The organism is Methylobacterium sp. FF17 (genome assembly GCF_025813715.1).
In the GTDB taxonomy this organism is placed as follows: domain Bacteria; phylum Pseudomonadota; class Alphaproteobacteria; order Rhizobiales; family Beijerinckiaceae; genus Methylobacterium; species Methylobacterium flocculans.
In genome coordinates, this window is sequence record NZ_CP107533.1 from 63964 (window position 1) to 83948 (window position 19985).

The following is a 19985-nucleotide window of genomic DNA, read 5'->3' on the forward strand; positions in this document are numbered from 1 at the left end:
GGCGACCGTTCCGACCACCCCGTCGGCGCCCGGGCTGGTCCCCGGCGCCCCTCAGGTTGCCCCCCAATCTATTGCGTCGCAGCAATCGGCTGCGGCGGCCGCGGCCTACGCCACGATCGAGGACGCGAAGGTCGCCCGGCAGGTGACGGACACCTTGGCCAAGCTCGAAGCCGTCTCCGACATCCCGGCCGGAACGCCGGAGGGCCGGGTGGCGACGATCTTCTTCGATCCGCGCTGCCCGTACTGCCACGCCGCGTTCACCGCCCTGCACGGCCGGATCGCGGCGCGCTGGGTGCCGGTCGTGGTCCTGGGCGAGCCGGAGGCGGGCAACCGCATGGCGGCAGCGATCCTCGCGAGCCCGGACCGGGTCGCGGCCCTCAAGAGCGCCTTCGACGCGAAGCTCACCCCCGCCGCTCCGGTCGGTCCGGAGACCGCGGCCAAGCTCGCCGAGAACCGGGAGGCCTTTGCCTCGATCTTCGCCGCCGCCCCGCAACTCCGGCCCGGGGTTCCCACCATGTTCGTGCCGCGCCCGGACGGGCGGCTGGCGATCATGGTCGGCTACGAGCCGGGCGATGACGCCAAGCTGCGCGCCGTCCTGACCGGAAGCTGACGATGGCCCGACGCGCATCGATCGGGGCGTTCAGCATGCCCTCGGCCCAAGGATGCCTGTCGCCCTCGGCGCTGGCCGACCGGCTCGTGGGCTACATGCGGGTCGCGTCGTTCCTCGCGGGTGCCGTGTTCGCCTCGCTCATGGCGATGATGTGGCTGACCTGGCTGTGCCTCACGCGGGCCGACGTGATCCCCTACGTGGCCGACGGCGGCGTGTTCGGCTGCGAGGTGAGGACCGTGGCCGCCCCACTGCCCCTGCCGCTGGAGCAACCCAGAAGGTCCGAGCCATGAAGTCGGCCGATCTCATCTCCCGCGAGGTCGATGCCGGCCGGATGATGCTGCGGAACCAGTGGTACTGGATCCTGCTACTCGCAGTATTTCTCTGCATCTCGCTCGTCGTCAACCTGCTGCTGTTCTACAACGCCTTCTACCGCTACCCGATCAAGCAGTTCATCTGGACGTCGGACGCGCAGGCCGTCTGCGAGGCGATCCCGCTCTCCGAGCCCAACATTTCTCAGGCACGGTTGAAAGAATTCGCGGTCTCCTCGGCCGTCGAGCTGAACAGCTACGACTATGCCAACTGGCGCGCGCTCATCAACAACGCGCTCAGCCAGTCGTTCACCCCGAAGGGACGCGACCGCTACCGCGCGGCCCTGCAGGAGAGCGGGATCATCCAGAAAGTCGTGCTCGGCTACCAGACCGTCTCAGCCGTCACCACGGATCCGGCCAACATTGCCGAGGAAGGCAAGGCATCCGGCCGATACTACTGGCGGGTCGAAGTGCCCTTGCAGATCTTCTATCGCACCAACGTCGAGACCAAGGTCGAGCGCCGTCTCCTGACGATGACGATCGTGCGGATCGATCCCTCTCCGATCAATCCGAACGGCATCGCGATCGACTCGGTGATCTCGACGCAGCAACTGACCGGTCAGGTGGCGCCATGATGCGAGTGTGGGCCTCGGGCTGCCTGGTCGCGGCGGCACTGTGGGCGGCGCCCGCCGCGCGCGCCCATGAGGCGGGGCAAGGGGCTGGGCAAGGGGCCGAGTCGGCCGGCGGAGCCGCGGTCCGGCGCCCGCCCGGCGTGCCCCCGACGGGTGTCCCGCCGGCCGGCCCTCCATCCATGGGCGGCACACCACCCGTGGGTGCGGCGGGAACGTCGGCGCCTCCGCCTGCCCCTCGCCCACTGACGCCGGCCGAGCTCGAGGAGCTGCGCCAGCGCATGCTCGGCGGCACGAAGGGCGTGATCCTCAAGCCCGGCGAGATCTCGGAGATCCGCCGCGCGGTGCAGGAGGCGCAAGGGGCCGGCACCTTCCCGGGCCGCGACGGGCGCATGCCCCGGCCCGAGCCCCGGCTGCTGAGCGTGACGCAGGAGATCGGCCGGGCGGCGCCGGAGACCCTGCATCTGGCCTACGGGGTCTTGAGCCCGATCACCTTCGTCGACGCCAAGGGCGCGCCCTGGCCGATCGCCTCGGTCGCCTACGATCCCCGCCTGTTCGCGCAGGACGGCGTCGGCTGCGGGACGGACGCCGCGATGGGCACGAGCCAGGTCGCGGCGGCGGCCGGATCGGACCGGCCGACCTCGATCAACCTGATGCCCTGCCGGTTCGACACCTGGGGCAACATCCTGATCCGGCTGGAGAATGTCCCCTACCCGATCCCCCTGATGATCCTGTCCGGGTCGAGCGAGACCGTGGACATCCCGGTCACCGTGCGCGTGGCCGGCACCTCGCCGCTCGTGCCGGTCAAGGTGGCCTCGGGGAGCCCCGGCCCGGCGCGCAAGGGCGGCGGGCCGCCGGCTGGCCCGGGCCGGGGCGCTGGCCCGCCCGACACGACGGCGCTGCTGCACCTGTTCGGCGCCGGCACGCCTCCGGCCGGGGCGCAGGCGCTGGTCGCCAACGGGGCGCAGGCCTGGCTCTACCGCGAGCGGATGTACGTGCGCGTCCAGGGCACGCTGGTGAGCCCGCAGCCGGTCGCCTCGGCCGACGCCGCGTCCGGCTACCGGGTCTACGAGTTCCTGCGCCCGGCCTCGCGCCTCGTCGCCGAGCAGGGCGACGGCGCCGAGACCGCCATCAGCATCGAGTTCTAGGAGGTGGCGATGATCGACATGAAAACGTCGGCCGCGCTCGGTGGCGTCGTCCTGGTGGCCGCGCTCGGCTCGGCCGCCTTCATCCTGTCCGACGCGCCGGGGATCGACCGGGGGGCCGGGGGCGCCTCCGAGATCCGGGGAACCACGCCGAACCCGGTCAACAACATGATGCAGCCGGTGGGCAAGGCCGAGGCCGACCGGCGCGCCGGGGTGAACCGGCAGGCCGCGGACGAGCGGGCCGGCACCGGCAAGCCCTACGTCGCCCCGACCGTGATCGCCGAGAGCCGGGGCGCGCAGCTCGGCGAGATGCCGGACGCCAACCCGCCACCGGCACTGAGGCCCGTCGAGCCGGTCCCGCCCGTGGTGCAGGAGCGGATCGTCTACCGCGACCGCGACGTGGTGCAGGTCGTCTACAAGGACGTGCCGGTCCAGCCCACAGCCGACCCCGAGCAGGTCGCGGCGATCAACGAGCAGATCAAGGCGCTCCTGAAGCCGAGCCCGGGTGGGTTCGTGGTCCGCTCCTTCGCCAAGGGCGAGCGGCCCAAGCCCCCCGAGCCGCGGGCCGCCGCGGCGCCGGTGGTGACCGGGCCGTTCGGGCCGGGCGTGCGGCACGCGACCGTGGCGCGCGCCGGCGACGTCGCCTACGCGGTGCTCGACAGGGGATTCAACTCGGACGATCCGGGCGCGCCGATCTTCGCCACCATCGTCGACCTCGACGAGCGCCAGCAACCCGGTCCGCTCAACGGCATCCGGCTGATGGGCCAGATCGTCTACTCGCAGACGCAAGCCTCGATCCGATTCACCACCATGATCCTGCAGGACGGCCGCCAGGGCCCGATGCAGGCGATCGCCATCACGGTCGACCAGGCCCGCACGGGCGTCGCCGAGGACGTCGACAACCACGTGCTCGAACGCTACGGCGGCCTCGTCGTCGCCGGGCTGCTTCAGGGCGTCGGCCAGGTCGGCCAGCAGCTCACCCAGCTCAACACCCAGACCGTGCTGGGCAACGGCTTCGCGGTGCAGTCGGGCCGCAACATCGACTGGATCACCGCCGGCATGGGCGCGACCCTGCCGGTCGGGCAGGCGATGACCTCCGCGGCGGCGCGCTCGTTCAGCCGGCCCCCGACCTTGTCCTCGCCAGTGAATTTCCCGATCGGCATCGTCTTCCTGCAGCCGGTCGTGGTGCCGCTCGATGCCGCCCGGGTCGCGGCCGGCGCCGGCACCGGGTTCGGGCCTGACCCGGCCTACGGTCCAGGCTACCGGCCCGAGACCCTGCCCGTCTCCTACGTGAGGCGGCCATGACCGGCTCGAAGGGGATCGCCGACGTCCTGCGCGGGCTGATCGACACCATGCCGGTCCTGGCCTGGCTCCTGATCGTGCTGGCCGCCGTCGCCGGCACCTTTCTGGCCGGCTACGCCCTGGTGCGGGTCTACCAGGCCAATGCATCCGGCGACGGCACGGCGGGGAACTGGATCGTCGCGGCGATCATCGGCAGCGCGATGACCTGCGGCACGATCCTGATCGCGCAGCTCTCCTACTACTTCGCCGAATAGGCGCCGCGATGAACGACGGAAGCTGGGTCTTCATCGACAACCTGACCGCCAACACGGTCCGCTGCCTCGCCGAGCACCCGCTCGCGAGCCAGGGCGCCGTGGCGGTCACGCTCGCCGCCGGCTGCTACGTCGCGCTGGCGGCCCCCGCCTGGGCGCTGCAGGTCACCTCCGACAGGAACCTGGCCGCGACGCTGTGCCTTTGCGGCCTCGTGGCCGGTGCGTGCCTGTTCACGACGGGCCTGTTCTACGAGAGCCTGCTCATGGGCGCGAGCGGTGCCATCACGTGCATGCTGCTCGTCCACGTCTACTACGCCGCCTGCATGGTGGTCGCGTGCGGGGCGATGGCCTTCGCCGGCGTCCAGATCTTCTGCGCGCTGCACGTCCGGCCGGCCCCGCTGCTGCGAGCGACCATCCCGGGGGTTCTCGGGGCTTGGCTCTTCGCGCTGAGCGTGCCGGTCTACCAGGTCGCCCTCATCCTGCGGGGGACGCCATGAGGACGGCCGACAAGTTCTGCGATCTCGCCGGCTTCGATCCGGAGCGCGAGGAGGCCGTCGTCTACGCCCATGACGGCTCGCAGCTCACCCTGATCGAGGTCGACGGCACCCGCTCGATCATCTCGGGGGAGGATTACCTCCACAACGTCGTCGAGCGCTTCGCGGGCGGGATCGCGCAGATCCTCAAGCGGCCCGGCCACCAGATCACCATCTCCTACGAGTCCTCGCTCAACACGACGAAGATCCTCGATCCGTTCGTCGCGCAGCAGGGCCGGCGCGCCCGCCAGAAGGCGTTGTCGGTCGAGGCCCTGATCGAGGAGGGCCGGACCGTGCTGGAGGGCCGGGCGCGGGCCGAGACGATCCTGCTCGCCGCCTGGACCCGGCCGACGGCGGGGACGCCCGACGAGGTCCGCCGCGAGCAGCGCGAGAACCGCCGGGCCTGGCAGGCGCTGCCCCCGGCCCGCGACGCGCAGAACCCGTTCCTGCATCTCGGGTCGATCGCGGGGCCGCACGGGGCCTTCGTGCGCCGGATCCTGGAGGCGCTCGGCGAGGCGCGCCTGCAGGGACGGATCCTCTCGCCCGACGACCAGGGGCGGCGGCGCGACCTGGAGCAGATCCGGGCAGCGGTGCTCTACCACGAGACCCCCGACGGCTGGACGCCCTACGGGCCGGGCACACGGCGCTATCCGGGCGCCAAGGAGCGGCACGACGACGACGTCTCGGAGTTCTTCACCCCGACGGTCGCCCGGCAGATCATGACCTCGAACGCCGAGGCCGCCAGCAACATGCGCGCCCTCGACATGGGCGGGCGCCGCTACGCGCTGGCCGTCATGCGCATGTTCCCGTCGACCATCCTGCCGTTCAACCGTCTGCTCGAGACGCTGCTGGAGAGCGCGTCGAAGACGGCCGACATGCCGTTCCGGGTCTGTTTCCACATAGAGGCGCTCCGGGATGCCGATATCGGCTTCCGGCTCAGGAAGGTGCTGGCGGGCCTGCTCGCCTTCGCCTCGCCCACGAACAGGAACCTGTTCCGGGCTCTGCGCGAGCTGGAGGACGTCGTCGACAAGGACGGCGAGGCCATCGTCAAGGGGCGCGTGATCGCCACCACCTGGACCGAGCCGGGCGAGGATCCGGGGCTGCTGGAGCGGCGCCGCTCCTACCTGATGAGCGGGCTGATGACCTGGGGCGAGGCGGTGATGTCCGACGCGCCCCACAACCCGCTGCGCGCCCTGTGCGAGACCGTGCCCGGCATGACGGTCCAGGCCGAGGTGCCGCCGGGCTCGATCGCACCGCTCGGCGATCTCGCCGCCATGCTGCCGTTCCACCGCACGGCGGGGGTGTTCAAGCAGGGCCAGACCCTGCTGCTGACACCCGACGGCAAGCCGATCGCCTACGAGGCGCTGTCGGCGGAGCAATTGTTCTGGCTGACGCTCATCTACGCCACGCCCGGCTCGGGCAAGAGCGTGCTGATGAACCGGCTGAATTTCGAGTTCGCCGCCTTCAGCGCCGGCGCCGCGCTGCCGTTCCTCGCGGTCATCGACGTCGGCGTCAGCTCGTCGGGCTTCATCGAGCTTGTGAGGAACGCGCTGCCGCCCGAGCGGCGGCACGAAGCGTACTACGTGCGGCTGCTCAACACCGCCGACTACGCCGTCAACCCGTTCGACCTTGGTCTCGGCCGGCGCACGCCGCTCGAAAGAGAACGCACCTTCATCGAGAACTTCCTGACGACGCTGCTCAACGTGGCGAGCCCGGAAGTCGCGCTGCTGATCCCGCGCCTGATCTCGCGGCTCTACCAGCTCAAGAGCGACCTCGAATTCTCGTCCTCCCCGTCGGTCTACCAGCCGAACGTCGATCCGGAACTGGACCGGGTGATCAAGGAGCACCGGATCGAGGTGAGCGGGCGGACGCGCTGGTGGCGCATCGTCGACGCGCTGATGGAGAGGCGTCTCTACACGCACGCGCAGCGCGCGCAGCGTCACGCCATGCCGGTGCTGGAGGATCTCGCCCGGGTGCTGGGCGAGCCGATCATGGCGCAGGACTTCACGCCCGAGCTGGTGCGCGCGGTCCAGCGCGCGCTCGAGGCCGCGATCGAGCGCTTCCCGATCTTCGCCCGTCGGACCCAGCTCGACCTCGGCGAGGCGCGGGTGGTGTCGATCGACCTGCAGGACGTCGCCCAGCGCCACAAGTCGCCGGAGGCCGAGCGCACCAACGCCTTGATGTTCATGATCGCGCGGCACGTCTACCTGTCGAAGATCTCCGGGTTTGCCGAGGAGATCCCGAAGATGGATTTCCCGTCGGACGCGAGCCTCCGGGCGGAATACGTCCGCTACTGGGAGGCCCGCTACCACGCGGTGGCGGAGACCCCGAAGCGCCTGTGCATGGACGAGTATCACCTGACCGGCGGCGTCGAGACGATCGCCAAGCAGGTGATGTCGGACGCGCGCGAGGGCCGCAAGTGGGGCCTGGAGCTGATCCTGGTCAGCCAGCTCCTCGCCGATTTCGACACGCTCGCCGACATGGCCTCGACGGTGCTGGTGCTGAACGCCGACTCGAACGAGATCCGCGAGCAGGCGCGCAAGACCTTCGGCTTCGACGGGGCGGTGAAGGCCGCACTCGAGCGCCAGGTGCACGGCCCGCAGGGCCGGCGCGGCGCCAACCTGCTCGCCCGGTTCAAGGTGCGGGATAACGAGCGCTGGATCGTGCTCAACAATTCTCTGGGCCCCCGGATGCTGTGGGCCCTGACCACCAAGGCCGAGGACCGCCTGGTGCGGGACGAGCTGTACCGCCGGATGGCGGTCAACGAGGCGCTGCGCATCCTGGCGGCCCGCTTTCCCGATGGCACCGCCATCGAGACGTGGGGCCGGGTGGCCGCGTTGGCGCGGTTCGGTGAGGACCGGATCGCCAAGACGATCGTCGATCAAGTGCTGGGGGAACTCATGAGCGAAGCTCGGCCCCCGATCGACCGATCCAGAACCGCTGCATGACGATGGAGGCTCCAGTGCGTTACAAGGATATCCAGTACCGGGTGCTCGCGAGCGCCACCCTGCTCACCCTGAGCGCGATGTCGGCCCTGGGTCAGGGCAATACCGGCGATCCCTCGGCACCGCTGGATATCCTCAAGACCGCGCGCCAGAAGGCGCAGAGCTCGCAGCTCAACGCGTCGAGCATCGCGACCGGCGGCAACAACGCCGGCATCGTCATCACGATCCTGTTCGCGGTGGTCGGCATCGGTCTCGCCGGGATCTCGGGCGTGAAGCTCTACAAGAGCTCGCAGGACGACAATGCCCGCGAGGATGCCGGCCGGTCGCTGGTCGGGCTGATCGTCGGCTCGGGCATCACCATCCTGGGTGTCATCATCGGGGTCGTGACCACGTACATGACCGGTAATGCCTGACACGAAGTACCGGCGCCGAGCGGAGGCTTCATCGCGAAGACTCCGCTCGGCGTCCCTGGTGAAGCACTCAGCTATTCGCAGATCTCTCGTCGCACCTCTCTCATCCCCCGTAGCTGGTGATCCGTGACTGCAGGTTCGGGTCGATGTGGCGAAGCCAGGCATAGTCCGGGAAGAACAGGCGGTTCGCGGCAAGCGCCATGGCGCCCAGTGCCTCGATGGCGTCCCGCAGATCTTCCTTGCTGCCGAGCACTCCGTGGACCTGATCGAGCGCCTGCATGTCCCGTCCGGCCTGATCGGTGAGCGCGACCAGCATGTGGCTGGAGAAGACCGACACGAGGCTGGCCGGCATCGCGGCTTCCGGATCTCCGGCATGGCCGTCAGCCGCGGTCCTGGCGGCCTTGAGGACGGCATCACGGGCTTTGCGGTCCCTGAGTGGCGCCGCCGCGTCGACCGTCAGGAAGAGAGCGGCAGCCAGATGCCAGCGGACGTCATCGACGACCGTCTCCACCGCGCGGGCGTCGCGCAGGTCGCGCAGCGCCGTGAACGGATTGGCCGCCGGCGCGAGGACCGAGTTGAGCTGGTCCTGTTCCGTGACCGGCGGCCTGACCAGGCGATCAGCCGGGACGAACTGCCGGCCGATCGCGTCGTGTGCGAAACCATCGCGTGGCGCGGTGATGATGACCTCGATGTGCTCCCGGCTGCGCTTGCGCCAGGCGAGAGTGCCGAGGAGCGCCGTGAACAGGGTGGCCACCAGGCCGAAGCCGACGCTCGATTTGTAGACCGACACGAACGCGAAGGGCTGCCCGGCCGGCATGGTGGTGAAGTAGTTGCCCCATCCCGTGAACCGCCACAGGGTGGCGGTCTCGGCGAGACGGATTCCGGCATAGACCTGCCCGAGGATCGGCGAGAGGCTCCACCAGACGAGGCCGAGCATGGCCAGCGTGGCGAAGCCGAGCACGCCGGCGCCGACGATCTTGCCGGCGTTCCCTGTCGCGGCCGGCCTGCGATGCAGCGCGGTCATAGCGGTCATACCGAGCGTCCGAGCTGCGGCTCGTCCCGGCCGAGCGTCTGCTGCTGGGCGAGCGCCGTCTGCAGCCGGTCGTCCGCGACCACCGCCTTGAACAGCGGTTTGAGCACGGCGCGGATCTCCTCCAGGTTCTGGTTGGGGGGCAGCAGGGTCCTGGCCTCACCGGCACTGCCCTCGACCAGCAGGGCGGAGCCCTGGTGGCCGAACCGCTCGATCAGGCTCTGGTCGATCCGGCGCACCTCGGCGACCAGCCGTGGCTCGGCGGCGATCTCCCTGGGCGCACGGGTCTGCAGGGCTTCGGCCAGGGCCTCGCTCGGACCGGGGATCTCGATCCGGTTGCGCGCCGCATCCTCCGGTCCCTGGCCGGCGAGCAGCAGGTAGGTCGCCGGGATCAGGACGCGCCCGGTGACCTGGCTGCGCACCGCTTCCTCGCGCGGCCCACTGCGATCGAGGCGCTCGCCCTCGGCCAGCACGCGCACGTCGACGCGCTGGTTGTTCTGCGGCATGGCGTGGAAGGCGTGCAGCGGCACCGCCGAGATCTGACGCGCCTCGCGCACGAGGGCGTGGTGGTAGCTCGTCGCGACCACCTGCCCGCGGACCTGGGTTCCCGGCTCCGGCAGGACGATGCGCGGAGCGCCCATCAGGCGTGTCGCCTCGAACGCCTCGGCCGAGAGGCGCCCGAGCACCGGGTGGGCGCGCTGCTCCTCCGAGTACCTCGCATTGCGGACCATCTCGGAGAGGGGCCGGATCTGGCCGCGGGTGGCGAGCACCAGGGCGTCGCGGGTCTCGCTCGGCACCCGGTTGATGAGGGCCTGGTCGAGGGGCTGTTTGTGGTGGCGGGCGTACTGCTCCATGAACGCCAGAAGGGTGCGGGTGTTGCCCTCCCGGAACGGGTGAGCCTGCCAGAGCGCCGCCATGGTCTGGGCGAAACGGATCGCGGGCCGGCTCTCCTTGAGGTTTCCCGGCTCCTCCCGCTTCAGGCTGGCAAGGGCGGTCCGCATATGCTGCTCGATCACGGTCGGCGGGCTGTAGGCGACGCTGCGGCCGTTGAGGACGATCTCCGGCTTCCACAGCTCGACGGTGCGGGTCTCGCCCGCCCACGGGTAGATCTGGCCGAACAGCCGCTTGTGCACGGCGGCGAAGTGCGCCTGGTCGAACTGGCCGAGCACGGGCTCCTTCTGCATCTGGACCAGCGCCCGGAACGAGACGATCTGCTCGCGTTCGGCCAGGGCCTCCGGATCCCGGATGTGCGCCCGGTTCCTCAGGACGTCGCTGTCCTCGTAGACGTAAGGGTCCGCGCTCATGCCGCCTCTCCCCGGCCAAGCGCCCGGCGCGCGTCGAGCGCGGCGAACACCTCGTCGTTGGTCACCAGCCCGGCCTCGGCGAGCAACGCGCCCAACTGGGTGCGCAGGCTCATCTCGTTGCCGGATCCACGCATGATCGCCAGCGCCTGCTCGGCCTCGACGGTCGTCATCGCGCCGACGAAGGGCGCGAACTCGCTCTCCTCGACGCCCGCGGCGATGGCCTCGAGCAGGGTCACGGCCTCCTCGCGCCGGGTCACGAGCGCCGGCAGGTCGCGATAGCTCATGGGTGTCGTCCCCTCTGATGAGCCCGGCCGCATCCGGCTCCGGGCAATCCTCTCGATCCGTCCTGCGACGGCCCAACTCCAAGGTGTCCTCTCTCCTACCCTTACCCATCGTCGCTGCGGCGCCAATACGATCACCGTGGCGTCCGCATCACAGCGAGGGGCCGAGATCCTGCCCCCTGTCGAGATCCTGGCGCTGGTCCAGGGTCTGCTGCTGGAGCTGCGCCCGAAGGACGAGTTCGTCCAGGGTGCCGTCCTTGACGTAGGAGGCGACGTACCCGCCGCCGCTCAGGATCTCGCGCTCCTCGGGCGTGAGCCACTGATCCGGGCCGAGGCCCTCGGCCGGCGAATGGCCGATCGCGCCATTCGCGCCGAACCGGCGCCCGACGGCCTCGGCGAAGGCGAGCACTTCCGCCCGCAGCTCGGGGGTCGCGACGGCGTCCACGACCGCGTCGTCGAGCGCTTTCGTCGCCGGCATGCGGCCGACCTTGGCCAGCGCGGCGGCGGCGATCGGGGACACGCCCGGCACCTCGATCAGCAGGCGCTTGCGGTACTGCATCTCCGCCGCGCGGCCCTTCTCGGCCGAAGTCTCGAACTGGCCCTTAAGATTGTTGGCCGCCGTCAAGGCTTGCGCGAAGGCAGCCTCGGCTTTCGCCCGCTCATCCTTGTCCGCCTTCGGGACGAACCAGCCCTTGCGCCCGCGCAAGCCCCCATGCGGTTCGGGATCGGACAGCAGGGCCTCGACCCGCGCGGAATAGACCTCCCAGGGCTGGCGCAGCTCGGTGAAGATCGCCTTGTAGAGCGGACCAGGGTTCACGACCGCCGTCGTCAGGCGGCGCCGCAGCGCATCCAGCATCAGCTTCAGATGCGTCTTCGGATCGACGCGGTCGTAGAGAGCTTGCCGGATGGTCTTCTCGTCGAGGGGGACGGAGGCGAGGAACGGTTTGAGCGGTGCCGGTGTGCCCGGGGTGGCGGTGGCCTCCGATGCGGCATTCACGGCGCTGGCCGGACGGGCCGCGGCCAGGGTCTTCCAGGCCATGGTGAGGCGTGCCGCGAGGCCGTACAGCCGGCGCCAGCGACCTTCCGCCTTGCGGATCATCGACCGCGCACGCCGCACCAGCGCTGGGGCGAGGGCGGCGTGACCATTGAGGCCGCGCCGCTCGGCGAAGGCCGAGGCGAGCGCCCGCAAATCTGCCGGCCGCACGCGGTCGGCGATCTCGGTCTCGGCCCGTTCCAGCCGCGTCAGGGCGGCCTCGATCGCTGCCAGGGCCGGGGATACGGACCCGTCGATGGTGGGCGCGTTCGCCGACTCGTCGAGCTCGGCCGCGTATCCCGAAGTCTCACTGGCCGACGTTTCAGCCTCGAGCCGGTTCGCCAGAGCCGCGATCCCGACCGCCGCTCGGCCGGCATCGAGCAACGGCATCGCGCTCGCGCGATCCCGGATCGCCTCGCCGTCCATCACCTCCGGAGGCTGGGTCAACGACACCGCGGACTCGCGGAATGCGGCCTCGCCGGCATGATCCAGCGTCGAGGCTTTCGACCCGTCCCGCGACAGGCGCCGCGCCAAGCCCTCCAGGGCAACCGTGTCGAGCGCGGACGACGCCGGGGCAACGCCGAGCTTCGCCCGGCGCCAGTCCGGAACGAAGTCGGCGTGCGCGCCGTGCAGCACCACCGTATGCCGGTGGCGCGTCATCGCCACGTAGGCGAGGTGCCGGTCCATCCCGGGCGTGGCCAGAACATGCACCCGGTCGAGGGTCGCGCCTTGGGCTTTGTGCACGGTCGCGGCGTAGCCGTGATCGAGGTTGCGGTAGGCCTCGGCCCGCACCTCGAGCCGCTCGCCGTCGGCAGCTCCATCCCGATCGAGCCTGACCATGAGCCGGCCGCTGGACGCCGCTTCGACGGTGGCCAGCATGCCGTTCTTCACGCCCAGCGAGCGGTCGTTCTCCAGGAACAGCACCCGGTCCCCGGGGGCGAACATCCGCTCGCCGCGGGCTGTGACGAACCGAGCCTCGTCGGCTAGCATCCCGTCGGCCTGCAAGACCGACCGGGCCATGGCATTGAGGGCAAGAACGTCGGCGTTGGTCTGGGCCAGGATCAGCGTCTCGGTCGCCCGCCCGTCCGGCTTCCGGCCAAGGTAATCCGGTTTCCAGGCCGCGATCAGCGCCGCGCGCGCCGCTTCGCGGTCGGGGGCGAAGCGGACCATGTCGGCCTCGCGATAGACCCCAAGCGCCACTGCCACCTCGCCGCGGGCTAAGGCCACGCTTGCCCGCCGCATCGCCGGGTTGGCTTGGCGCCAGATCTCGGACAATTCGGCATAGCCGATCGTCTCGGTGATCGCCCGGAAGCCGGCGCCGGCCTCGATCGGCTGAAGCTGCATGGCGTCGCCCACCAACACCAATTTGGCGCCTCGCCGCTCGACCTCCTGGACGATCCGCGAGAGCTGCTCGGAGGCGACCATGCCGGCCTCGTCGAGCACGAAGACGTCGCCGGGCTTCAGCAGATCGCGGTCGTTCTTCCAGGCCAGTTCCCACGAGGCCAGCGTGCGGCTCGCAATGCCGGCGCTGCGCTCCAGTCCCTCCGCCGCCTTGCCGGCCAGGGCTCCGCCGACGACGCGGTGGCCGGCGCCGACCCAGGCGGCCCGCGCCACCCCGAGCATGGTCGATTTGCCCGCACCGGCGAAGCCGACCACGGCCGCGATCCGGTCCGGCGTCGTGACGTGGCGGACCGCCTCGCGCTGCTCCTCGGACAGTTCCGGCCGAGCCGCGAAGGCGCGCTCCATCGCGCGCTCCGGGACACGGTGGCCTGCATCGGCATAGAGCCGGCCGGTGGCGGCCTGCATCGCCACTTCGGACCGCAGCAGCGCTCGCGTGGTCCAGCGGGCCGGCGACACCACCCGGCCGCTCTCCGGGTCGAACACCTCCTCGGCGACCGCGACCAGATCCGGGGATTGGCCGAGCCTGAGACGGACCGCGTCGAAGGCGACCGGATCGTCGATGTAGCGGAACACCGCCTTGGCGATGTCGCGCTCGTCGAACACGCTCTTCTCGCGGGTCAGGATCGGCAGCAGGGTCGAGGGATCGTCGATGATGGCTTGGGCATTCCGGATGCGCTTCTGCTTCTCCGCCTCGACCCGGTCGGACACCTTGCCGAGCGCGGCCATGTTCACGGCGTGGACGCCGATGTGCTCGGTCGGCTCGATGCGGATGCCGGCCTCGACGTGCGAGCGGTGGTCGATCCGACGGTCGAGCCCGGCCGCGGCGAGGTGGAGGTTCGCCGTCTCGCCCCACGAGCGGCGCCAGTCCACGAGGTGCTTCATCGGCCCGGCGAGCCGCTCGTAGCGGGGCTTGCCGTCGTCCCGGTACAGGATGTTGCCGTCACGATCGCGGGCGAAGTCGAACTTGGCCGAGAAGCCGTCCTCGGTCAGCTTGCGCAGCGGGACCATGACGTGGATGTGCGGGTTGCCCGGCGCATCGTGCAGGGCCCAGTCGGCGACCATGCCGTTGGCCGTGATCGCGGCCTCGACCCAGTCGCGGGCGAGCGCCACGTTCTGCTCCGGCGTCAGCTCGACCGGCAGCGCGATGTTCATCTCCATCGCGAAGCCGGTGCCCTTCAGACCCTCTTTCCGCTCGACCGCGTTCCACAGATACGCCGAGGCGCCGTTCTCGCTGCGCCCGTCGATGGCGGTGCGGAACCAGGCCGGGACCTCACGCGGAAGGCTCAGTTCGGTGTGGGTGACATTCTGCTTGCCCTCGTAGGAGATGACCTTGCCATTGCTCTCCCGGGTCATGGTGGTAGCGCGCCGATAGGCGGCCGAGGCGACGGCGCTCTGGCCGGCGCCGCTGCTGATCACTTGAGCGGAGAGGTGGTAGATGGCCAAGCGCGCGAACCCCGAGCTTGGCCGTTAGCACGAACTCCAGGGAAATGCCAATTTCCCCATAAGTGCGCCCCTTCGTGAAACTCAGGCGACTTTGCGGAGGCGCTGCGCGCCGTAGCTCCGGCTCAAAAAGGCCCCTTCGGGGCTGATCCTTCCGCCCGGCGTGAGCCGGCCAGCGCGAGCAGCATTCCCGCCATGCCGCGTGGAGGCGGGACCTGCGCTTCGCCGCCCGAGGGAGAGGCCGTGGACCGGGAGGTGCCGACGCCGGGAGGGAGAGCTTGGTGGGGGAGGGACCAACCTTCACCCGACACGGGGATCGGCAGCGGGGGGTGTGACACCAGAACCACGGACGAGGCTTCCCGTCCTCGAACGGCGCGCTACGACCTTGACGCGGCGTTCTCTCCTCCGCGTGCCGGTGTTACCCCTCGCCACCGCAACGGAGAGGGAAGACGGTATCCATGGCGAGATCCAAGTCGCGCGAGACGATCCTCAAGGAGATCGAGGCTCTGCAATCCAAGCTGAAGGCCCATGACAAGGCCGAGGCCGAACGCATCGGAAACCTCGCGATCAAGGCCGGCATCGGCTCGATCGAGATCTCGGACGAGGACCTGATCCGCGAGCTGGAGGCGATCGTCGGCCGATTTCGTGCGCCAAAGACGGAGGTGGCGGAGCCAAAGGCAAAGGGACATCGAGGCGCTGGGCAAGCTGCAGAGAGAGCTGGTGACCAAGCGGCATGAGGAGCGTCGCGCCGACGCCTACCGCAAGATCCAGCTCGGCGGCCTGGTGATCAAGGCCGGCCTCGCCGAACTGCCGAGCAACGTCCTGCTCGGCCTCCTGATCGAGGGTCGCGAGCGCATGCGCGACCCCGACATCGTCGAGCAGTTCGCCCGGCGAGGGGACAAGGAGTTCAAGACATGAAGTGGGTCTACGGCGCCTTCACCGTCGCAATCGGGCTCGCGCTGCATCTCGGGATCGGCCTGTTCCTCGCGCCGCTCGTCGGGGCGGTCTACGTCGTGGAGCCGGGGCACTCGATGATGCTCCACGCCATGCGCGTCGCCGCGGTGGCGTTGCCCGCTCTCGTCCTGTTTGCCGCCGCCGGCCTGACGCGGCCGGGCGACAGCGGCCGTGTGGTCGCCGCCTGCGCATCCCTGTTCCTGATCGGCCTGTGCGCCTGGACGGTGCGGGACGAGTACGCCCGTCTGGTCGCTCAGAACCCTGGCGCCGACGCGCAGCGGCTCCTGCGGCAGGCCGACATTCCATTGTTCTGCGCGGTGTGTTTCGCGGGCTTCGTGGCGTTCATCACGCCGCTGGTTTCGCTTGTCCGGGTTAAGAGGACCACGCGCGGCTACAACAGGCCGATCCGCTCGAAGTCCGCGGCCTATGGCGACGCGGAATGGGCGACGATGAAGCTCGCCGGCGAGCTGTTTCCCGAGGATGGTGCCCTGGTGCTGGGCGAGCGGTATCGCCCCGATCTCGACTCGAAGAGCACCTCGCGCGTGTTCAAGCCGAACGATCCCAGGACCTGGGGCTCGGGAGGCCGGATGCCGATGATGGGCTTCAACTGCGATATCGGCTCGACCCACGGCCTGGTGTTCAGCGGATCAGGCGGCTTCAAGACCACCGGCACGGTGATCCCGATGCTGCTGTCCTGGCCCGGCAACGCGGTGGTGCTCGACCCCTCGACCGAGTTGCACCCGATGCTCGCGGAGTATCGGGAAAACCTCCGCGGAGCGGATGTCATTCGCCGCGTTCATTGCATCACGCCGAAGAACACGATGAGCGGGTTCAACGTGCTCGACTGGATCGGCCGGGGCGAGAATTCCGCCGAGAATGACATCTCGGCCGTGGTCGGCTGGATCGCCACCGGACCGGTGAAGAGAGACGACCCGAAGGACTTCTTCCGCAACTCGGCCTTGCAGCTCCTGCGCGGTGTCCTCGCCTACATCTGCCTCAACCGGTCGTTCGACGAGAAGCCGCGCACCCTGCGTACCCTGCGCGAGCTGATCTCCGAGCCCGAGCCGGACTTCCTGGAGCGGCTGAGCAAGATCCTGCGGGCCGAGGACGACGGCTCGTTCGCCAAGCTCGCACTCGGGCCGTTCAAGAGCATGACGCCGCAGACGTTCTCGGGCGTCTACGCTACGGCCGCGGACCTGACCAACTGGCTGTCGTTCAAGGAATACGCCGCGATCGTGTCGGAGGGAGACTTCTCCAGCCTCGACCTCGTCGACGACGATATCGACGTGTTCATCGCGATCGATCTGCAGACGCTGCAGAATTTTGCGGGCTTGGCGCGGGTCATCATCGGCGGGCTGATGAACGCGCTCTATCACGCCAATGGCGAGATCAAGGATCGGGTCGCCTTCCTCCTCGACGAGGCGGCGCGGCTCGGCAACATGAGCCTGATCGAGGTCGCGCGCGACGCCGGCCGCAAATACGGCATCACGCTCGTGATGGTGTACCAATCGCTCGGTCAGCTGCGACAGCAATGGGGCGGCGACAAGGACGCCGTGTCCGCTTGGTTCGAGTCGACCGCTTGGCAGAGCTTCTCCGCGATCACCGACGTCGATACCGCCAAATGGCTGTCCGAGCGCTGCGGGTACTACACGCAGGAACTCATCTCCTATAGCCAGCAGGCCCGTACCGGGGGCAAGGGCTCGGGCGGGGTGAGCCTGTCGGCCTCGACCAGCCTGCAGCGGCGCGCGTTGATCATGCCCGACGAGATCATCACGATGCGCCGCGACGAGCAGATCCTGCTGGTCGGTGGCGTCGAGCCGATCCGTTGCGGGCGGGCGATCTATTTCCGTCGCGCCGACATGAGGAAGCTGGTCGGGGCGAACCGCTTCCATACGCGCGACGCGCAGGACGAAACCGATGCCGAAAGCGAGGACGGGGCGAAAGAAAGGGAGGCGGCCTGACGGCCGCTCGCCGCCGCGTGAGCTGCGGCGAAGCCCGTCCGTCGCGCAGGTTCGGCGGCCGCCCGCACGGGTGGTTGCCGCAGGCTGGAGACCGATCGGGAAACCTGGAATTGAAGGTCGCGCCGCGCGGCACGAACCAGGGTGATGCCCCGCCCCGATCGACGGGATCGAGGACCGCCGGTGGCGGCCCTGGGGGAGGGGGCTCAGCCCTCCGTGGAGAGCTTGGCGACCTCGGCCTGGGCGGCCTTCAGCTCGGCCGCGATGGTGCGCCGCTCGCGCGGGCAGGAGACCGAGGCCAGCTCGGCCTGGAGTTCCGCGACGTGGGTCATGAGGGCGAAGCGGGCGTGGGCGGGGAGGCTCGAGGTGGGGCGCGGCATCGGTGGGGTGTCCCTGGCGCTCGGGACCGTCCCGGCGCGATGCGACCCCCCAAACAGGCGACGGCGCCGCCCGCACCCCGAAGGGGCCGGAGCGCAGCGGAGGACCGGCCGGACGGGCGATTTTGTCCCGCGAGGAATGGCGCGCAGCGCCAGGGGAAAATCGTCTGGCCGGACGGTTGCGGGCGGTGACGGCGTCTGTTCCCTTGTCGCCATCGTGTTGGGACGGTCCGACGCTGTGGCGAACGTCGGCGCCGCGGCTCACCGACGTTTCCGCATGGTCGGGTCGGCCGGCCACCGTGCTTGCCGGACTTGGCGAGGTGGCCGCTTCCCACGCTCGCCGCTGCTCCAGAATGGCTCGGGAGGACGCCCCCCAACGCGCGCCGCCTCCTCCCGATGGCGCCCACGCGGGGCGGTTCCAGCCTCACCCCTGGCCACGTGGGGCACCTCCTCATGGGGAGGGCCGCCTCGTCCTGGCGCCGGTCGGCACCGCTTCCGTGCTGACCGACCTGAACGGGTATGCTACCCCAAGGACAATCGGCCCAACTCCGGGGCAGCCATGTCTCTTCGGCCGCGCCGGCCCCTCGCCAGCCCCGACACGATCAGCACCGGCACCCTCGACCGGATCGCCGCGCTGCTCGGGGTTCCAGCCTCTACTTACCTCGATCCGAACCCTGGGGCCGCCGAGGGCCTCGGGACGAATGCCCTTCCGGGTCTGTGGGAGCAGCGCGACGTGCCTCCCGGCCGGGCCAGGGGGTTCAACCGTCCCGCGATGCCAGGTCGCCCTTCACACCGCGCTCCGGATCTGCATGGAGGCCCCCCATGGTCGCCACGGAACTCAGCCCCCCGTCGGCGTCCGACGGGGCGCGAACCCCGATGAGGCTCGTGTTCGAGGCCGGCACCACGCTCCGCTTCGAGGTGTCCGAACCGATCGACTTCCGCCTCTCGCTCGATGTCGGCTTCGCGACGATCGTCGCCAACGGGGTCGAGGACGTGGCCGACCTGGTGGCGGCCTTCCAGTTGCAGGATATGGAGCGGGTGTCCTGCCACCGTTACGGCTTCGCACTGGATGAGGTCGGGGAGGACGCCGATCGGCGCGTCGTCTATCGCGACAAGGCGGTCGAGGTCCGGATCCTCCGCAGCGACTACGATCGGATCGCCGGCGTCGTGGCGGATCTGATCGCGGATCCACGCGTCCAGGCGGCGTTCCAGCAGGCCTACAGGCGGCACGCTGCCGCCTCGTGGGAGGCCGCCTGGCACCCTGGTCCCGGAGAGGCGTAACGCCTTGGCAATGGGGAAGCCGACGGTCACGATTATCCAAGCGTGAGCGGTGCGATGGCGCTTGCTACCGTCTCGGTACGCTGCGAGCCTTGCCGGCTCTGATGGCCGCAGCGGCAGCCGCTGCGATCCGGGACATGAATTTCCGCGAGAACCGGCCGAGCGGCTTGGCGTCCTCGAGCGCCCAGGACGCGGCGAGGTCGTCGGTGTTGAACTCGTCCACGATGACCCAGGCCGGGGTGTAGAGCTTCGCACGGCGGGCCTCGGTCTCCGGCACCTCGACGACGTGGGCGGACGAGCCCGGTGGCTGGCTGGTGATCGGAAACAGGAGGGGCTTCTGGCGCCCGTCCTTGCCGGCGACGATGAGCATGACGCAGGTCGGACGTGCCTTGCGCCCGGCCTCCTCGCCCCGATCGTACTCCCGCGCCCACAGGTAGGAGTAGAGGATGATCTCGCCGTGCTGCGGCTCAGTCATCCCGCCCGTCGTCCTGCGCGACGGCATCGAGCCCGGCCAGGATCTCGTCGCGCTCCGGACCCGTCAGGTCCTCGGCACGGTGCGCGCGCTGGGTGCCGCCGCCGGTGAGACGGTCGAACTGCTCGGCCGTCAGCAGAACGAACTTGCGCTTTCCGCGCTTGGTGATGTCCACGGGGCCGCGGAACGCCGCCTCGACCACCTCGCCGGATTTGTTGCCGAGATCCGTCAGGGTGAAACTCGCCATCGCTGCCTCCTCCGCTCTCCATGAAGTAGCTGAATTAGCTGTTTCAGGCAATGAGGGCAGGGGAGGTCCGACGCCTG

Annotated in this window: 20 protein-coding genes; 13 read left to right on the forward strand and 7 right to left on the reverse strand. The window is 69.9% G+C overall.

The features are described 5' to 3' along the window. Positions 1 to 142: 142 nt before the first annotated feature. The 9 genes from OF380_RS27600 (at position 143) to OF380_RS27640 (ending at position 8136) form a co-directional block, all read left to right on the forward strand. Positions 143 to 610, forward strand: coding sequence for a thioredoxin domain-containing protein (locus tag OF380_RS27600; protein ID WP_264051532.1), 468 nt, complete (start codon positions 143 to 145; stop codon positions 608 to 610). A 2-nt stretch (positions 611 to 612) separates the two neighbouring features. Beyond that, positions 613 to 900, forward strand: coding sequence for a hypothetical protein (locus OF380_RS27605; RefSeq protein WP_165090242.1), 288 nt, complete (start codon positions 613 to 615; stop codon positions 898 to 900). Beyond that, positions 897 to 1553: a DotI/IcmL family type IV secretion protein gene (locus tag OF380_RS27610; RefSeq protein WP_165090244.1), complete on the forward strand. Its 657-nt coding sequence runs from the start codon at positions 897 to 899 to the stop codon at positions 1551 to 1553. Before OF380_RS27605 ends, OF380_RS27610 begins: the two co-directional genes overlap by 4 nt. Positions 1554 to 1828: 275 nt before the next feature. Then, positions 1829 to 2695, forward strand: coding sequence for a DotH/IcmK family type IV secretion protein (locus tag OF380_RS27615; RefSeq protein WP_246737106.1), 867 nt, complete (start codon positions 1829 to 1831; stop codon positions 2693 to 2695). Positions 2696 to 2704: 9 nt separating this feature from the next. Continuing rightward, a complete protein-coding gene (locus OF380_RS27620; protein ID WP_165090249.1) occupies positions 2705 to 3997 on the forward strand; it encodes a DotG/IcmE/VirB10 family protein in 1293 nt (430 codons plus the stop codon). Continuing rightward, entirely contained in the window at positions 3994 to 4248 is a 255-nt protein-coding gene (locus OF380_RS27625; protein WP_165090252.1) for a hypothetical protein, read from the forward strand. The genes OF380_RS27620 and OF380_RS27625 overlap by 4 nt, the downstream gene beginning before the upstream one ends. An 8-nt stretch (positions 4249 to 4256) precedes the next feature. Continuing rightward, positions 4257 to 4742 carry a hypothetical protein gene (locus OF380_RS27630; protein WP_165090278.1) on the forward strand — a complete coding sequence of 162 codons (486 nt, stop codon included), beginning with the start codon at positions 4257 to 4259 and terminating at the stop codon, positions 4740 to 4742. After that, positions 4739 to 7726: a hypothetical protein gene (locus OF380_RS27635; RefSeq protein WP_165090281.1), complete on the forward strand. Its 2988-nt coding sequence runs from the start codon at positions 4739 to 4741 to the stop codon at positions 7724 to 7726. The genes OF380_RS27630 and OF380_RS27635 overlap by 4 nt, the downstream gene beginning before the upstream one ends. Before the next feature lie 14 nt (positions 7727 to 7740). Further along, on the forward strand, positions 7741 to 8136 hold the full coding sequence (locus OF380_RS27640) for a hypothetical protein (RefSeq protein ID WP_264051533.1): 396 nt from the start codon (positions 7741 to 7743) through the stop codon (positions 8134 to 8136). Between the two features lie 100 nt (positions 8137 to 8236). Here the strand turns inward: OF380_RS27640 and OF380_RS27645 are convergent, their stop codons facing one another. From OF380_RS27645 to traA, 4 genes are all read right to left on the reverse strand, one after another. Further along, positions 8237 to 9166 carry a hypothetical protein gene (locus OF380_RS27645; protein WP_264051534.1) on the reverse strand — a complete coding sequence of 310 codons (930 nt, stop codon included), beginning with the start codon at positions 9164 to 9166 and terminating at the stop codon, positions 8237 to 8239. Then, positions 9163 to 10467, reverse strand: coding sequence for a Fic/DOC family protein (locus OF380_RS27650; protein ID WP_264051535.1), 1305 nt, complete (start codon positions 10465 to 10467; stop codon positions 9163 to 9165). Before OF380_RS27650 ends, OF380_RS27645 begins: the two co-directional genes overlap by 4 nt. Further along, a complete protein-coding gene (locus OF380_RS27655) occupies positions 10464 to 10751 on the reverse strand; it encodes a hypothetical protein (RefSeq protein ID WP_165090292.1) in 288 nt (95 codons plus the stop codon). Before OF380_RS27655 ends, OF380_RS27650 begins: the two co-directional genes overlap by 4 nt. A gap of 148 nt (positions 10752 to 10899) precedes the next feature. Next, the gene (gene traA / locus OF380_RS27660; protein ID WP_165090295.1) at positions 10900 to 14625 is read right to left on the reverse strand and encodes a Ti-type conjugative transfer relaxase TraA; all 3726 of its coding nucleotides are present in this window, start codon (positions 14623 to 14625) and stop codon (positions 10900 to 10902) included. Positions 14626 to 15080: 455 nt separating this feature from the next. On the opposite strand from traA, the gene OF380_RS27665 reads away from it, so the two are divergent. From OF380_RS27665 to OF380_RS27675, 3 genes are all read left to right on the forward strand, one after another. Next, positions 15081 to 15359, forward strand: coding sequence for a TraC family protein (locus OF380_RS27665; RefSeq protein ID WP_165090298.1), 279 nt, complete (start codon positions 15081 to 15083; stop codon positions 15357 to 15359). Continuing rightward, positions 15343 to 15540 (forward strand): conjugal transfer protein TraD, encoded by a 198-nt coding sequence (locus tag OF380_RS27670; RefSeq protein ID WP_165090301.1) that lies wholly within the window; start codon positions 15343 to 15345, stop codon positions 15538 to 15540. The genes OF380_RS27665 and OF380_RS27670 overlap by 17 nt, the downstream gene beginning before the upstream one ends. A 113-nt stretch (positions 15541 to 15653) precedes the next feature. Then, the gene (locus OF380_RS27675; protein WP_246737107.1) at positions 15654 to 17537 is read left to right on the forward strand and encodes a conjugal transfer protein TraG; all 1884 of its coding nucleotides are present in this window, start codon (positions 15654 to 15656) and stop codon (positions 17535 to 17537) included. A 203-nt stretch (positions 17538 to 17740) separates the two neighbouring features. Here the strand turns inward: OF380_RS27675 and OF380_RS27680 are convergent, their stop codons facing one another. After that, positions 17741 to 17914, reverse strand: a complete 174-nt coding sequence (locus tag OF380_RS27680) for a hypothetical protein (RefSeq protein ID WP_165090053.1) — start codon at positions 17912 to 17914, stop codon at positions 17741 to 17743. An 873-nt stretch (positions 17915 to 18787) separates the two neighbouring features. Here OF380_RS27680 and OF380_RS27685 point away from each other — a divergent pair. Next, positions 18788 to 19192 (forward strand): hypothetical protein, encoded by a 405-nt coding sequence (locus OF380_RS27685; RefSeq protein WP_165090055.1) that lies wholly within the window; start codon positions 18788 to 18790, stop codon positions 19190 to 19192. 64 nt (positions 19193 to 19256) lie between these two features. On the opposite strand, the gene OF380_RS27690 is transcribed toward OF380_RS27685, so the two are convergent. Then, entirely contained in the window at positions 19257 to 19664 is a 408-nt protein-coding gene (locus OF380_RS27690; RefSeq protein ID WP_165090057.1) for a hypothetical protein, read from the reverse strand. Next, positions 19657 to 19908, reverse strand: a complete 252-nt coding sequence (locus tag OF380_RS27695; RefSeq protein ID WP_165090059.1) for a type II toxin-antitoxin system Phd/YefM family antitoxin — start codon at positions 19906 to 19908, stop codon at positions 19657 to 19659. The genes OF380_RS27690 and OF380_RS27695 overlap by 8 nt, the downstream gene beginning before the upstream one ends. Positions 19909 to 19985: the final 77 nt, after the last annotated feature.

Excerpts from the sequence above, each read along its gene's own strand:
- OF380_RS27605 (WP_165090242.1), top strand. The coding sequence starts at position 613 with ATGGCCCGACGCGCATCGATCGGGGCGTTCAGCATGCCCTCGGCCCAA.
- OF380_RS27610 (WP_165090244.1), top strand. The coding sequence starts at position 897 with ATGAAGTCGGCCGATCTCATCTCCCGCGAGGTCGATGCCGGCCGGATG.
- OF380_RS27615 (WP_246737106.1), top strand. The coding sequence starts at position 1,829 with ATGCTCGGCGGCACGAAGGGCGTGATCCTCAAGCCCGGCGAGATCTCG.
- OF380_RS27620 (WP_165090249.1), top strand. The coding sequence starts at position 2,705 with ATGATCGACATGAAAACGTCGGCCGCGCTCGGTGGCGTCGTCCTGGTG.
- OF380_RS27625 (WP_165090252.1), top strand. The coding sequence starts at position 3,994 with ATGACCGGCTCGAAGGGGATCGCCGACGTCCTGCGCGGGCTGATCGAC.
- OF380_RS27630 (WP_165090278.1), top strand. The coding sequence starts at position 4,257 with ATGAACGACGGAAGCTGGGTCTTCATCGACAACCTGACCGCCAACACG.
- OF380_RS27635 (WP_165090281.1), top strand. The coding sequence starts at position 4,739 with ATGAGGACGGCCGACAAGTTCTGCGATCTCGCCGGCTTCGATCCGGAG.
- OF380_RS27645 (WP_264051534.1), bottom strand. The coding sequence starts at position 9,166 with ATGACCGCTATGACCGCGCTGCATCGCAGGCCGGCCGCGACAGGGAAC.
- OF380_RS27650 (WP_264051535.1), bottom strand. The coding sequence starts at position 10,467 with ATGAGCGCGGACCCTTACGTCTACGAGGACAGCGACGTCCTGAGGAAC.
- OF380_RS27655 (WP_165090292.1), bottom strand. The coding sequence starts at position 10,751 with ATGAGCTATCGCGACCTGCCGGCGCTCGTGACCCGGCGCGAGGAGGCC.
- OF380_RS27665 (WP_165090298.1), top strand. The coding sequence starts at position 15,081 with ATGGCGAGATCCAAGTCGCGCGAGACGATCCTCAAGGAGATCGAGGCT.
- OF380_RS27675 (WP_246737107.1), top strand. The coding sequence starts at position 15,654 with ATGATGCTCCACGCCATGCGCGTCGCCGCGGTGGCGTTGCCCGCTCTC.
- OF380_RS27680 (WP_165090053.1), bottom strand. The coding sequence starts at position 17,914 with ATGCCGCGCCCCACCTCGAGCCTCCCCGCCCACGCCCGCTTCGCCCTC.
- OF380_RS27685 (WP_165090055.1), top strand. The coding sequence starts at position 18,788 with ATGAGGCTCGTGTTCGAGGCCGGCACCACGCTCCGCTTCGAGGTGTCC.
- OF380_RS27690 (WP_165090057.1), bottom strand. The coding sequence starts at position 19,664 with ATGACTGAGCCGCAGCACGGCGAGATCATCCTCTACTCCTACCTGTGG.
- OF380_RS27695 (WP_165090059.1), bottom strand. The coding sequence starts at position 19,908 with ATGGCGAGTTTCACCCTGACGGATCTCGGCAACAAATCCGGCGAGGTG.